Origin of the sequence: Paraflavitalea pollutisoli, assembly GCF_029360705.1 — a bacterium.
Lineage (GTDB): Bacteria > Bacteroidota > Bacteroidia > Chitinophagales > Chitinophagaceae > Paraflavitalea > Paraflavitalea pollutisoli.
In genome coordinates, this window is sequence record NZ_JARKMX010000002.1 from 384,456 (window position 1) to 399,117 (window position 14,662).

The 14,662-nt window shown below is 45.4% G+C and carries 13 protein-coding genes and 2 pseudogenes; all 15 read right to left on the minus strand.

Translation table 11 applies throughout. The features are described from left to right. Positions 1–4: 4 nt before the first annotated feature. Positions 5–1,171: a glycosyltransferase family 4 protein gene (locus tag P2W70_RS06275; protein WP_276480585.1), complete on the minus strand. Its 1,167-nt coding sequence runs from the start codon at positions 1,169–1,171 to the stop codon at positions 5–7. 104 nt (positions 1,172–1,275) lie between these two features. Continuing rightward, positions 1,276–2,340, minus strand: coding sequence for an acyltransferase family protein (locus P2W70_RS06280; RefSeq protein WP_276480586.1), 1,065 nt, complete (start codon positions 2,338–2,340; stop codon positions 1,276–1,278). Continuing rightward, positions 2,341–3,639 carry a glycosyltransferase family protein gene (locus P2W70_RS06285; RefSeq protein WP_276480587.1) on the minus strand — a complete coding sequence of 433 codons (1,299 nt, stop codon included), beginning with the start codon at positions 3,637–3,639 and terminating at the stop codon, positions 2,341–2,343. It abuts the gene before it with no gap. Position 3,640: 1 nt separating this feature from the next. Continuing rightward, positions 3,641–4,804 carry a glycosyltransferase family protein gene (locus tag P2W70_RS06290; protein WP_276480588.1) on the minus strand — a complete coding sequence of 388 codons (1,164 nt, stop codon included), beginning with the start codon at positions 4,802–4,804 and terminating at the stop codon, positions 3,641–3,643. A gap of 60 nt (positions 4,805–4,864) precedes the next feature. After that, positions 4,865–5,704: an FkbM family methyltransferase gene (locus tag P2W70_RS06295; protein ID WP_276480589.1), complete on the minus strand. Its 840-nt coding sequence runs from the start codon at positions 5,702–5,704 to the stop codon at positions 4,865–4,867. Then, positions 5,704–6,723 (minus strand): glycosyltransferase, encoded by a 1,020-nt coding sequence (locus P2W70_RS06300; protein WP_276480590.1) that lies wholly within the window; start codon positions 6,721–6,723, stop codon positions 5,704–5,706. The genes P2W70_RS06295 and P2W70_RS06300 overlap by 1 nt, the downstream gene beginning before the upstream one ends. 14 nt (positions 6,724–6,737) lie before the next feature. Beyond that, positions 6,738–8,066, minus strand: coding sequence for a glycosyltransferase (locus P2W70_RS06305; RefSeq protein WP_276480591.1), 1,329 nt, complete (start codon positions 8,064–8,066; stop codon positions 6,738–6,740). Next, positions 8,063–8,932: a hypothetical protein gene (locus P2W70_RS06310; protein ID WP_276480592.1), complete on the minus strand. Its 870-nt coding sequence runs from the start codon at positions 8,930–8,932 to the stop codon at positions 8,063–8,065. The genes P2W70_RS06305 and P2W70_RS06310 overlap by 4 nt, the downstream gene beginning before the upstream one ends. Positions 8,933–8,941: 9 nt before the next feature. Then, entirely contained in the window at positions 8,942–10,117 is a 1,176-nt protein-coding gene (locus P2W70_RS06315; protein ID WP_276480593.1) for a glycosyltransferase family 4 protein, read from the minus strand. Next, a complete protein-coding gene (locus tag P2W70_RS06320; RefSeq protein WP_276480594.1) occupies positions 10,096–10,998 on the minus strand; it encodes an NAD-dependent epimerase/dehydratase family protein in 903 nt (300 codons plus the stop codon). Before P2W70_RS06320 ends, P2W70_RS06315 begins: the two co-directional genes overlap by 22 nt. Before the next feature lie 18 nt (positions 10,999–11,016). Next, a complete protein-coding gene (locus tag P2W70_RS06325) occupies positions 11,017–11,961 on the minus strand; it encodes a hypothetical protein (protein WP_276480595.1) in 945 nt (314 codons plus the stop codon). A 19-nt stretch (positions 11,962–11,980) separates the two neighbouring features. Then, positions 11,981–12,130, minus strand: a pseudogene (locus P2W70_RS34420) (DapH/DapD/GlmU-related protein); the annotation flags it as partial. A 132-nt stretch (positions 12,131–12,262) separates the two neighbouring features. Further along, a pseudogene (locus P2W70_RS34425) lies at positions 12,263–12,589 on the minus strand (hypothetical protein); the annotation flags it as partial. Further along, the gene (locus P2W70_RS06335) at positions 12,574–13,806 is read right to left on the minus strand and encodes an ABC transporter ATP-binding protein (protein WP_276480597.1); all 1,233 of its coding nucleotides are present in this window, start codon (positions 13,804–13,806) and stop codon (positions 12,574–12,576) included. The pseudogene P2W70_RS34425 and the gene P2W70_RS06335, both read right to left, overlap by 16 nt. A 5-nt stretch (positions 13,807–13,811) precedes the next feature. Further along, positions 13,812–14,642 (minus strand): ABC transporter permease, encoded by an 831-nt coding sequence (locus P2W70_RS06340; protein WP_276480598.1) that lies wholly within the window; start codon positions 14,640–14,642, stop codon positions 13,812–13,814. Positions 14,643–14,662 lie beyond the last annotated feature (20 nt).

Here is a 14,662-nt window from a genome sequence, read left to right on the forward strand (position 1 = left end):
TGTACTAGTTTTTAGCAGAAAGTTGGATCAATGGGTGGATAATTTTGGTAAACGAAAAATTTTCGACATGATTAGCTGACATTTTTCCCATTTGTCGCACCAGCTTTCGATCGTTTATTAATGAACTGATAAATAAGCTGCATTTTTCGACGTCACCTTGTTCGAACACCATTCCATTTTTCCCTTCAATGATCAGATCTACTGCTCCACCGCATTTACCGGACATCATGACCGGGGAATGACTAGCCATCGCTTCGTTACCCGCTAGGCCCCAAGTTTCACCGGGGCCAACCGAGGGTAATATAAAAACGTCTCCCAGCCTGTATACCACGGGCATTTTCTGCTGATTCTGAAAATCAATGAACACCACACGCTGTAGGCCATTGGCTGCCTCTTTTAAGGAAGTTTCCCATTCGCCATTTCCTACAAAAATAATCCAGAGTCGTTCGTCATTGACCTTCGCAGCTATATCTAGTAAAAAAAATGGATTCTTCTTTCGCTCCAGCTTACCGGCAAATAACAATACCAGGGCATCGTCTGGTATATTCAACTCCTTTCGCCATACTATTGCAGCTTCGTCATATTCATTACCTACTCCGGCAAAACGCGTATTATCGATTGCATGGGGAGCAAGTAGTAGTTGCTTTTCCTTCATGCCATGCTTTCTAAAGTAAGCCTTATTATTGGTGCCCACGTACAAAGCATGATCCACATGCCTGTATACCCAGGTCAGAAAGATTCTCCTTAACCACATTTTGACACCTGGCACCTCATCGAGCAGCGTCGAGTCGCCCCGGAACAAAACGGGAATTTTTTTGTGAAAATGCCGGAGGCAACGCAAGTGACTGTGAAAGCTCCAGCCAATCACCAGCAACAGGTCAGCGCCCCAGGATTCAATCTCGCTGATCAATCCGGGATTCACGATACCTTTGAAATGATGAACGCCGGGATCGGCAGACACATTTTTCACAAAAACATGTTCATATCCTTCCAGGAGCGGTATATCCCACGTAATCATCCGCCCAAAACCTTTATCCATTGTTGATCCGGCAGCCGCCTGCTCCCAGGTATAAAAAACTTTCAATACAATCCCAGGCTCGTTCGCCAGGAGCCTGAACCAGGGTGCATTATACTGGATAGGATGAGAACTAACGATGGCTAATCTTTTCATCAAAGTTCAATGGGCTGCTTTCAATGTGCTTGTACTACCTGTTCTTTTCATAGGACCTATTTTTATCCAGGCGACGATTTTCTGAATGGCCAGGCTCATCTTGCTCACAGGCTTTCTTTAACCGGGCTCACTACTTCCAACTGTTTACCAGTTTGGTAATAGCTGATGCTGGCAGATAGCTGTTTAAATCTTCTTTCAACGAATCGGTAAAACCCTATACTGAAGAGTAAGGATATGACGATCGCAACGAACACCATACATTCCCGTACCAAAGGATTGGTGATGAGCGTCGCACTGATATTGATGATCCGGCCCCCAATGGGCACATGGATAAGATACAACGAATAGGAGATGAGGCCCAGGTTACGCAGCAAACGAGGCACCTGCTTTACGTATTGGATAGCTGCCAGCGTCGCCAACACGACCATTGTCAGACCGATACCCTGGCTGTACAGCAACAATAGACTATTTAGAATAACCATCACCAGAAACTCCCGGCTGCCGATCACCTGGCAGAAATATTGAAACAGGAGAATGCCAGCAATAAAATAGGGCGTATAAGTAAAGATGAATTTATTGGGACCAACGGGCAGGAAGGAAAGCGCCGCAAATACGGTAAAGAAAGCGACCCGGACCGCAACGTTGGGTGATATGATCAAACCAAAAACAAGAGCGATCAACAGGTAATACTGAAATTCAATCGCCAGCGACCAGTATACGGGGTTCAGCCAGGCCTCACCGGTAAAAATATTCAGGTAGCCAAGATGACTAAATACATTGGCCCAATCGACGACAAAAGGGGCACCCTTGTAGTAAGGCGATAACGTACTGACAAATCCAAGAATAAGTACCAGAACGATAGAAACGAGATAGGGTGGTTCGATACGTATCACCCTTTTCTTCAGGAAGGTCCAGAAACTACTCATCTGGTACCGTTTGGTATACATTGCGTAGGGAATCACAAAACCCGATATCACAAAAAAGATCTCTACACCTACCCACCCAAATTCGCCGATCCGTTTGATCGGACTGCTATCGGGCAAAAAAGCGGTATTCCCGTTGCTCAGGTGAAATACGCACACCATTAGGGAAGCCAGCCCCCGTAATAGCTCAATCGACCGTATCTCTCGGGCAACTGGTGCATTAGCTGGATATTGGATATTGAACATCTACGAATTAGTTATCCTATTAAAAAAATCCACCAACTGACGGGTTTTAGTACGTGCCATAAACTGGTCCATGACGGCCTGGTCGGGTTTTGATGGAACTGTCTGACTCAGTATTAAGTTGCACAAAGCAGCATAACAAGTATCCACATAACTGGAGGCGGCGCGGCTTTCGTGATCAAATATCACGGCAACTCCTACCCCCGTATCATGCAGCACTTTCACGACACTACTTCCCTGGTAGAAAACGGCCAACAGCGGCTTTTCTGCTAATAAATAAGGATAAATTTTTGAGGCGGTATAAGCAGTATCTGTAGATCCGGGTACGAGCAGCAAATTGGCTTGCTGCAGCAGGTAAAGCGTCTCAAAGTAAGGTATCCTGTCAGGGATTTCGGTCACCATTTCACCTACACCGAATGACTGTGCTACAGGCAGAATAGTCCTGGCGCCCTGGCCGGCAGGTGCATAACTGGTACCTATGAACCAACAATGAAGCTTGGCAAACAATGCAGGATTTTCTTGCAGGCCTTTTTGTATTGCGCCAAAAATGATATGCAAAGCAAACTGCATATCATGCCCCCCCCTTCCGATATAAACAATGTTGATCTTATCAGTCGGTAATGAAACTTTATCCGAATAATGGATGTGTTGCCGGGCAATCTGAAAATCATGATCGGAAGCTCCGAATGTGATGACTTCCATCTGCTCTCGGGTCATGCCGGGATACCGTTCTATAAAAGTATCACAATATCCTTCCGACACACTGATGATGCCATCGGCATAGGGAACTGTACGCCTTTCTAAAAACTTATCGATATTATAGGAAATCAGGAACTTCGGAGGACGCTCAGATTTGGGTTTGTCCAGGTAAAAATCGCTCCTCCAGGGATCTTGAATATCCAGGATAAATGGCACCTTGAACTTGCGTTTCCAACGCGGGCCCAGGGCCATCACATGAAATGCAGTCGTAGAAAAAAAAACAAGATCGAAAGACTGGCTGCTCAACAATTCATCTCCCTTCTTTCTCATTTGAAAAAATGATCGCATGGAAAGACTACCCAACCCAACTTTTCTCGTCTTTTGTGCTTCAAACGCACTCACCCGGTGTACAACAATATCCTCCGGAATAGTCTTCAATAGCAAGGGATCCAAGCTATACGCCTCGACGAATTCCTCCTTGACCGTGATCACAACAGCCTCCCAACCAAACTCACGAAAATATGGCAGGCTCTGCCGCACCCGGTGCATATCGGCGCTGTTAACCGGAGGGAAATGAGGCGATATGATCAACACTCTCTTCATGTCACAAAAGCACAGAACGGACGGTATCCAAAAGTTTAATGGATTCTACTTCCCAGTTCAGCTGCCCGTCAGCCAATTCATAGGCTCGCTGCCGGCACGAACGTAATAAATGCTTGTCTTGCATCAACAGTGTCAGCTTATCGGCCAGATCCTGAATATGATCATGTTTGTATAGAAGTCCCACACCAGCGTAAGTGTGCAAAAATTGCTGTTGAGCTTCGGTATCCGACGCCACAATACAATTCGCGGCTAACAAATAAGTAAACAATTTATTGGTCAGGCAGATCCGTCTGTTTTCGCAATAAGGAACCTCGGTAGCCAGCCCAATATCAAAACAGCTTGCTATGGGGAAGATCTCCCCCAGAGCAACCGGAGAATGAAAAACAATTCTATCAGGCATGGAGGAAAGCCCCAGTAGTTGCTGTCTGAAACCATCCGAACATTGCCCCAGGATGGTCAGCGACCAGTTGAATTGCGGCAATAGGTTTAAAGCCTCGACTACCGTTTCCAGACCACGGTTGGTTCCTGCTGTTTGAGAGAACCAGAAAAGCCCTACAGCCTCTCCATCAGCCGTCGCAGGAGACTGCAAAAACTGCTTTCCGAATACATTGTTCAGAACAATAGTCTTTTTATCCGGATAGTGGGATTGATATTTTTGGGCAATCAGTGGGCTTGCAGCTGAAAGATAATCGAGGGCAGGGATATAGCTGTCTTCTATAGCAACCGCCATATTGTAATGCAGGGATCCCGGGGCAGACTCACCACGGTGGTAGTCTTCAGCATCGAAAGCTACTTTTGCCTTCCACTTCCGGGCAGCCTGGACAGCGGCTGGCAAAGCTCCCAGATTATGGCCGATATAAAGATCAGCTTGAATACTTCGCGCAACCTTTACCAGTTCCTGCGAATACAATACATACACCTTTTCATAGTGTCTATCCCCTAAAGGCATATAACGCGACCACCACTCGTTGCCTTTTCTTCGAAGGCGTATATATTTATAATGAAAGGGATGCTCTATTGGATGTTTCGCCGCTCTGACCCAGTTGATGCTGGGCTTGTTGGCAAATAGCTCCTTATCAAAAGCATCTGCCCAGGGCGATAAAGGCACATACACCACGGTGACGGCATAGCCAGCATCATTCAATGCTGTCGCCTCTTTTACCACGCGGGGATTGGCCGATGGCTGGCCGGAAGTAACGATGACGATCTTCTTTTTGATAACAGCTTATTTAATCGTCATGGCTTCCCGTACTGCAAAATAGTTCTCACGCTCCGGCGTGAATTCAATCCTTTCCAGCTTCTTTTGCTCGATATCATACCTGGCCAGGTAGTAGCCGAACGACTTCAGATAAGTGATGAGCTCCTGCTCAGTAACGCCCGAGTTGGCCAGCGCATTGTTGATCTCCAGCTGAATAATGTCAATCCTACCTTCTTTCAGCAGTTTTTCAGCCCCCTTGAAAGCCAGCATTTCAAATCCTTCGATATCGATCTTGAGGTATTTGATGTGCTCTACCCTGTTCTTACTGCAGTATTCATCGAGGGTAATGGTATTGATCTCTACGGAGTTGGCAGTCTTCTCATACACTACGTGATTCTGTACATCCCGATCCTGGGTCAGGTAAATAGTCCCCGTATTATTTGATACGCCAACTTTATTGATCACAACCACATTCTGAACACCATTGAGTGCTACGTTCTTTTCAAACCGGCTATGATTGTTGGTATCTGGTTCGAAGGAATGGATCTTTCCCGTTTTAACGTACTTCGAGATCCATAGCGTATACAACCCAATATTGGAGCCGATATCGAATACCGTGTCATCCGGTTTCAATACGTCCTTGATCAGATGAAATTCTTCCCAGTCAACCCAGTAATTGTACATCAACCACATTGATTGTACGGAATCGTAATGGATCTTCACTTTTTTGTCGTTCCAGATAGAAAGCTGGTAATCCTTCACTTTGAAAGCACGGATAAATTTCCACAGGAAGAAACGATACATGGCAAATCCAAAGTGCTGCTTGTTGTAGGGTGATTGCAGGAGGTATCTTATCGAGCTGATCATCAAAATAAGTTTAAATAGTGAGCGGCAACAATATTAACATCGAAGCGATCGGCTGCTTGTTGCCGGCAACGTTTCCTGTCGATACGGGACAACTTGGGCAATACGTCGATCATCTCCTCGACAGTATTGACCTTGTAACCGGTGATTCCATCATCTACCACCTCAGGAACAGAACCTTTACTGAAAGCAACCACCGGCGTACCGCAGGCCATCGCTTCCACCATCACCATACCAAATGGTTCATTCCAGTCAATGGGAAACAACAGGGCTTTGCAAGTGCCCAGGTATTCGTTCTTTTGCTCGTCATTGAGCGCACCGAGATACCTTATTTGCTGACCGTCGACATGCGGAAGTATCTCCTGCTCATAGTAAGCCTTTTCTTCAGGAAGAGCTGAAATATTACCGGCAATCAACAACCGGTTACCTGTTTTTTTGGCCACAGTAATAGCATGGTGGATGCCTTTCACCCGCTCCAGCCGGCCGAGGAACATAAAAGGCGCATTGTCAGACACCTGTTCCTGCAAACCATATTTATTGAATTCGATGGCATTGTAAACGGTTTCCCATCTGCCGGCAATCCCTCCCCGGCTGATCAGGTCTGTACTGCAACCTGTAAATACCAGGTTCTTATGAGGCAGCCGGGTAATACGTTTGATATTGCCCCCGCTGATCTCCCGACCATAGGTCATGATCTTTTTAACCGGATGGTTGAGAATCGGCAGCAGATAAGCCAGCCGGCCAAAATTATGAATGAGGTCAAATTGCTTATAAATGGGCAGCAACTTACGCCAGCATCGGAAGATATCTTTGACACCCTCGATCTTGGGCTTGGGATAGCCAATTTTTCCGAAGGTGATCACTTTACCATGCTCAAAATGTGATCCCTCGCCTACCAGCAACGTCACCTCATGTCCCATGCGGTGATATTCCATGGCAAACATATACACCAGGCGTTCATGACCACCGTATTCTTTAGGCGGAACAGGAATACCTGGATCCATAATAATAAGCACTTTCATCAGCAGGAAAAGTCTTAGTTGTACAACTGCAGGTAAGCGGCGCTTACCCAATCAAAAGTACGGGGAGGTATAATATTGTTTCTAAGTTGTTCCAGTTGTTCGGGATGCCCGACTACCTGGGCGATCCGTTGGCGCAAACTGGCCGACGAATTGAAATCGAACAGCAAGCCGTTGAATCCATGCTTCACTTGCTCGGCATTCCCATATACACGGCTGGCCAATACAGGTATCCCGGCTGCAAAAGCCTCCTGCACAACCAGGGGCGACATTTCGGAGAACGCGGAAGGAAGGCATAGCAGATGGTATTGGCCAAGCATGGTCAACACCTGATCGCGGGCAATAGGCCCTTTCCAGGCAATTGATGTCATATCCTGACTTTGCGACCTGCATTGACGGTAATAGTCGGTATCCTCCTCCTTGCCATATATATCGAGTGTCACCTGGTCGGTTGTAAAAGCTTTCATGGCCTCCACAAGCAGATGTACACCTTTTTGATGTTGTACACGGCCCACAAAAACAATGCGCAACGGCTTTACCGGTAATAAATTCCTGGTGGCTGGCCTGGCGGCTCCGGTAATGGATAACGCCTGTGGTACGACAGCTATTTTATCAGCCGGCACGCCATTTTCAATCAGCATTTGTTTATACCATTCACTGAGCGTGATCATTTTATCGGTCACTGCCGACACGGCGATCAACTCCCGGCTAATGCGCGCAATAGCAGCCGGCATGGAGAGTAGGGTAGTTAGTTTACCAGCCGGCATTTTTCCCGTCAATCCCATTGATCGTAACAACATGCCTGCACCTGCAATTGGTGTAGCCAGTACGCCGGGAAAGTTGAAAAAAGTCTTCAGGCTACACACACTGCAACCATATTCCTGGATCTTTCCGTTGCAAAGTTCCTTGCCCCGGATCAGGTTGTTCGTATTGCAGGTATAGCCAGATAAGTGCATCGTGAAAAAAACTTTGGCACCGGTCGATTTGGCCACACGCAGGTGATGTACGCTTAGTCCGATACTACGTGTGAATTCGTGAAAATGGATAATATCCGGCTTCACCGATTCCAGCACTTCACGAAAAGGCCTGAGGCTCGCTTCGTCCCGTTTTCCAGATTGCAACGCCCGGTTACGGGGATCACCGTACTCCTGGTATTGGTGTACGGTAATTCCATCATATTCGTAGCTGTGCCTAAAAACGCCCGGATGGTAAAATTCGAAATGAGGGATCAGAACGGCCACTTCATGACCAGCTTGCTGTTGCCCCTGCGCAAGTGTGTGCACATAGATTTCCGTCCCTGCCATGTGCATGGGCATATAATGATCCAGGCAATGCAGTATCCTCATAGCCCGGTCAATGTTTTTCTCCAGTCCATCTGCCACATCTTATGCCGTACTGTCGAAACATAATGTCTTACGGCAATGTCTTCTGACTTATAATCGGTACCGAACTTAAAACTATCCGACCCCTTCAGAATAAAGCTGTTTTCATCCAGGAGGTGATAATGACCATCGGTTTTGAACATATGGTGAATTGCGGCCTGCTCGGTAAAATGTTCCCAACTCGTCCGGTCTGGCCGGTTAATGATATAATCAACTGCCACTTCCCAGGATGGGCGCTTATTGAAGATCAGAAAACCAGCATTCACAAATGGCCCTTGGCTTTCCCCAAACTGCTTGAAATAATAGGCATCCAGGTGCGGATAAGAATCTGGCATAAACCAACTACCGGACCCGATGACTGGCAAAAAATTCCGAAAACTAGGAAAAAAAAGCATGTCCGAGTCGGTGAAGATAGTTGTACGCTGGATGGGATGATTAAGATAGGCATGCAGCCTGTTGCCCCAAATACTAAATTTACCAAACTCAAAAAGTGCCTCGATGCGTACCTCCAAAGAACTATCCCAGGCTTTCACCTGCACGCCTGGTATCTGTTGTAAAAAATCGATCTCCAGTTGAGAGTGGCTTTTATCGGAGTATATGGTCCACGACTGCGGCCTTCCTACATTATAGTAAAACGACAAGGTAGAGTAACATTGCTCGATCAGTGTTTTAGAGCCTGAAAAGGAAACGATATCGACGGGCAGAGAAACTGCATCCGCAGGAATTCCTTTGATCAGCTTGTCAATATTTTTTTTAAACCCCGAAAAATTATGGGTACCAATTTTTCTGGAATACCACTTAGCCAGCCGGCCCAGGCCCGGAATCTTCATGCAATAGCGCTATTTAAATCTTGTCTTAATTTTTCTGACCTGCTTACGGATAAAAGAAGGCACCATCGGATGCTCCAGCAAACCGCCATAAGCAATAAATTTTTTCCCTGTCGGACGCTTCAATGCTGCATACCGGGAAAACAGTTCAGCGTATCGTTTTACGCAATCCTCGATCCGGTATTCGTTTGCTACCTTTTGCCGACATGCCAAACTCATGGTTTCCAGCAGTGTAGCATCCTTTGAAAGTTGCAAAATGGCAGCAGCAAAAGCTTTTTTGTCACCAGACGCAGTCACAAACCCGGTACCGGGATCGATGATTTCAACGATGCCGCTGTTGAATTGATACAATACAGGCACACAGCCAACACTCATGGCTTCCAGCATGGCTACCGGAAGACCATCCAGGTAAGAAGGCAGGATAAAAACATCTTGCTCTGCCATAATATTGCGTACCTCATCATTTCCTTTCGGATTGAGGAAGCGTACATTCTTGCGGGAAGCAAGTTTTTCTTTCAATTCACCCGAACAGGGACCATCGCCGAGGATCGTCCAATAAACATCCGCTGATCCTTTTTCAACCAATTCGATGATCTCCGGAAGATCATCCACGCCTTTTTCTTTCACATGGCGTGCAGCATAGATCAAGCGTAGAGGCCCTTCGGGAGTCGGCTTTCGCTGAAATGAAGGAAGGCTCACCCCATAAGGTAAGTAAAAGATGTTTTCTTTACGGTCGGGAAACAGTTCGATCAACGACCGGTAGAATACCGGGTTATGGGCAATGAACACATCGATCAGGAATCCATATTCCTTCGCCTGGTTCAGGTAAAGTTCATCATGACATATAAAATAGATCGTCTTATTGCTACGGGGATTGGTGTGCAACGTACTCAGTTCGAGAAAGAAGTTGGTCAGCACCAATCCCGGCCGGTTAGAGATATGCTTCGCCAACCCTTTAAATTTATCATAAGCCGTTTCGAAACGGGGATGATCGCTTTCAAACACAATCTCCTGGCAAATGCCGTAGGGCTGAGGCAGACGTGCATTGTCTTTGTTCGATGAATCGTCGAAGATCCACAACAGATCGAATTGGTCGGGATCCAGGTGCCTTAGAATATTGAAGTAGAAATTCTGGACACCACCCAATCTATATTGAGCAAATGCGATTAATTCAGGCTTTTGTACCACTGGGCGAGTTTTTCAATTCCTGCAGCAAAATCAAAAGAAGGCTGGTAGCCTAACGAAAGTAGCTGGCTGATATCTGCCCGCCAGTTCAGCGGATCGCCCGCCCGGGTTTTGTTGTTGAACTGGATGGACGTATTACTATTGACATGGCCAAATAATCCTGAAACAGCTTCCGCAATGGTCGTTTCATGACCGGATGCAATATTGTACACACCACAGTTGAAATTATCCTTAAGAATGATAGTGTGAATAGCTGCTACCAGGTCTTCAACAAAGACGAAGTCACGGCTTTCCTGGCCGGTGCCCCATACATCCAGTACTGCTGGGTTGTCGAGATAGCGCCTGTAAAGATCCCAGAACAATTGCTTCTTAAGACCGGGACCATATACAGAAAATGGGCGAACAATGACGATCCCCAGTTTGTAAATGGTAGCGTATTCGCGACAGATGATCTCGGCAATCCATTTATGATGACCGTAAGGAGAAACGGGAATACAGGGGGCATCTTCCCGGATGGGCAGTACTGTGGGATTACCATAGACAGCTGCGCTGGACATTTGTACATAGCGGCACTGAGGCTGTAGTTTCCGGATAGCATCCAGCAGTCGGATCACGTCGAGTGCGTTGGCTTCGAAATCAATCAGCGGGTGGCTGACCGAGTAAGACACATTACCACTACCGGCAGCATTGATGCAGTAATCGAATGATTGCTGTTCCAGCAGATCATCGAGTTCTGGCGACAATCTGGAAAGTTTTACATAAGGATAATCTGCCGAAGCTGCTTCGAACAAGTCTGCGCCCCAGATATTCCACCCCAAATGTTGATAGAAGCGGATAACATGTTTTCCGATAAAACCTTCAGAACCTAATACTAGTATTCTCAAATCTGAGGATTTAGGGTATCAGACATATTTTACAATAGACGGATCAATCTTTTTAATTATCCCACTTTCCACATCATAAATATCAAGCCCCTCCATGATCTTAATTCTATCCGCGCCTGTAACCCAACTTCCATTCAATTGGGCTTCTCTGAATTTTGACCTCACGTAACCCTCCTGAGGTGTCTTGGCAGAAATACAAGGTTTCATCTTATCGTTCCTGATGAAATAAGCATTGTTTCCTTTGGAATTGCATCCTACAAAGGTGTACCCCTTTTCAGTTGCTATTGAACACAATGCCCTTAAAGAGGCTCCATAGTAGATGATCTTATGATCTCTGGTCCGAACAAAAGACGGGTTATAAGGCAATGTCCAGGAAGTGTTTACTCCAAAAATACTATTGTACTCGGCTATGACGATCACGGGATTAATAACGTCAATCTCCTTCCAGACCCAATAATCATTGCCATCAATGTCAACGCTAAGAATACCCACTTCCTTTTCAAAACCAACCTTTCCGATCAGATCATTGATATTCTCCTTTGTGATGAAAGAACATTCAGCATACAATTCACAGGCCCACGAGATAGGATCTTTTACAATTTGGTCAACATTTGCGGGATCGCCGTCGATAACATAGCCAGTCCAGCTATTATTATACAACAAAAACCGAGTATTTGACTCGCGGTAGTCTTCCACACCAAACTCAATAAATGTTTTATTAGGTATGTCAAGTTTATTTACAAGATATTGAATGATCCCATCATCCCCCCATTGCGAAAAGACTTGAAATTCAACCTCTTCAAGATTATTTATCTTCTCTTTTTGATTATTCAATTGGGATTGAATCTGGCCCAGATTTACCTTATGACTTTTGAAATGCGAGTTCAAATGCTTTTCAATCTCAGGTATACGGTTGATATAAGCACTATTTCTCTTAAGGAACTTCTTTATTCGGCTGATCATCCAATACTTTTTAAGTAGTTTGTTTTATTATTCGTGCCGGATTTCCGACAACGACAGCATATGGAGGAATATCTTTTGTAATAACAGTGTTGGCACCAATAATGGCACCTTTCCCGATTGTAACGCCCTTCATAATAGTGGCGTTAAACCCGATCCAAACATCATCTTCAATGACAATTTCTTGTTCCTTCAAATTCACATTATTCTGAAGGCCGTGCTTTACAATATGAACAAAATCCTCATGACGTTCCTTAGAATCGAGTGGATGCGACACATTATCATGAATATTCACGTTGTGCGCAATCAAAACACGGTCACCAATATTTATACTTTTCGATGACCAGATTCGGGAACCATGCCCAACAATACAATGGTCCCCAATTCCAATCTCTCCACCATGCCTAAATACGAGTAACTCCCCTCTGATTATTGTGTCCCGGCCAATTTTAATTTTATTCTCAGCCTCCTGATTATAGTGAACTGTGGCTTCCTTCAAATCTGTCGATTCGGTAAATATTACTTTTCCCAAAAGCGACTGCCGCATTTTTAGATAGTCCCTTTTTTCAAACTCTATCCTACCAACACTATATACCTGATATGCGAGATATTGAATTAACCTCTTGACCATGTCGGTTGTAATATAATATTTCCGTAATCTGTCCCTTCAAACCTCGCCAGGTCGGTGCCGTTGTCATGGATTTTAATCGGACATATACCTCTCGGCATATCATAGATATCTGATCCGGGAACCCATATTGCACAATCCCAGCTATACATATTAGGAGCAATGAGCTGTTTCGGCAAGGTAAGCTTTCCAAGAAAGCTACCATTTCCCTGAGAAAAGTAGGACACATCTTGAAAAACTGTAAAAACTCTGTTGTTATACTTGTCATTTAAACCTATTCCAACAACAAGATCATTCACCTGCTGTTGCAGGTTGAACTCAAAATTCAATACAATATGTTCGTCAAATGGAAAGTCACTAACTATCTCTCCATTTTCAGAAGTGGTATAAATTTTAGAGAAATAGTTTGATTTGTTAGATGGCTTTGGCTGATACACCTCAGCCTCCAAAGCAGAGAAGATATACTTGTCGATTGCATTTTTAATATTTCCCTCATACTCCACCTTTCCTTTACTAAGCATCACACCTTTATTACACAACTGCGCTATCACTCCCATATTGTGGCTTACAAACAGCACAGTGCGCCCTTCATTCTTACTCACATCTTCCATCTTCCCAAGACACTTTTTCTGAAATTGTGCATCACCTACCGCCAGCACTTCATCTACGACCAATATCTCCGGCTCCAGGTGGGCAGCCACTGCAAAGGCAAGGCGCACATACATACCACTGCTGTAACGCTTTACCGGCGTATCAAGAAACTTCTCCACCTCAGCAAAAGCTACAATCTCATCAAACTTCTTGCGAATCTCAACCCGGCTCATGCCAAGGATAGCTCCATTCAGAAAAATATTTTCACGCCCCGTGAGCTCAGGATGAAATCCAGTACCTACTTCCAGCAAACTGGCAACCCGGCCACGAATACGGATACGCCCTTGCGAAGGCTCCGTGATCCGGCTCAATATCTTTAATAGGGTGCTTTTTCCGGCCCCATTCCGGCCAATAATGCCAACACGGTCTCCTTGGTGTATATCGAAGCTGACGTCCTGCAACGCAAAGAACTCCTCTCGGGACAAATGACCATTGCGATTGCTTTTGCCCACCAATTTTTTAGCATTATTGGCAATGACATCCCGTAGCGACTTGTAACGCTCGGGAGCCTCATGAGAAATCAGAAACTTTTTAGATACCTGTTCAACACTTATTACGGGAGCGGCCATGAATATTAAATATTATCAGCAAACGACTTTTCCGTTTTACGGAAGTACCAGATGCCTAACCATAAAAAAATAAAACAAACAACGATCGAAAGCAACAGACCCGGCACATAAATGGGCTCACCAGTAATACACCACCGGAATCCATCGATAACACCCACAACAGGGTTCATCGAATACCAAAACCGCGCCTGCTCACCATACTTCTCAGCAATTACCGTACTGCTATAACCAACTGGCGTCACATACAGACCAAACTGAACAATGAAAGGAATGATATACCGGAAATCACGGTACTTGACATTCAAGGCCGTAATATATAAACCCGCACCAAATGCAACCAGAAAGGCCAGTACGATGAACACCGGCAACATCAATATTTGTATTGGAGGCAGGTATTGGTAAAATATCATGACCGCCAACAGCAGTCCGAAAGAGATAGCAAAATCAACCAGACTCACAATGATCGCACTGGCAGGGATGATCAGTCGTGGGAAATAGATCTTGGTGATCAGATTGGTATTACCGATCAAACTATTACTGGCCTCCGTCAGGGCCGCCGAAAAAAACTGCCAGGGAAGCAATCCTGCAAACACGATAATAGGATATGGGGCTCCACCCTTCACCTCCAAGTTCGCCACCTTCCCAAACACAAAAGTAAATATCAGCATAGTGAGCAAGGGCCTCACCAGCCCCCAGGCAGCACCCACTACCGTTTGCTTATAACGCACCTTGATATCCCGCCAGCTAAGAATGTAAAAAAGCTCCCGGAAACGCCATAAATCGGCCCAGTAATTTTTCTCTGCTTTACCCGGCTCAATGATCAGTTCATCCTGCATATAATACCCCAAATTTAACC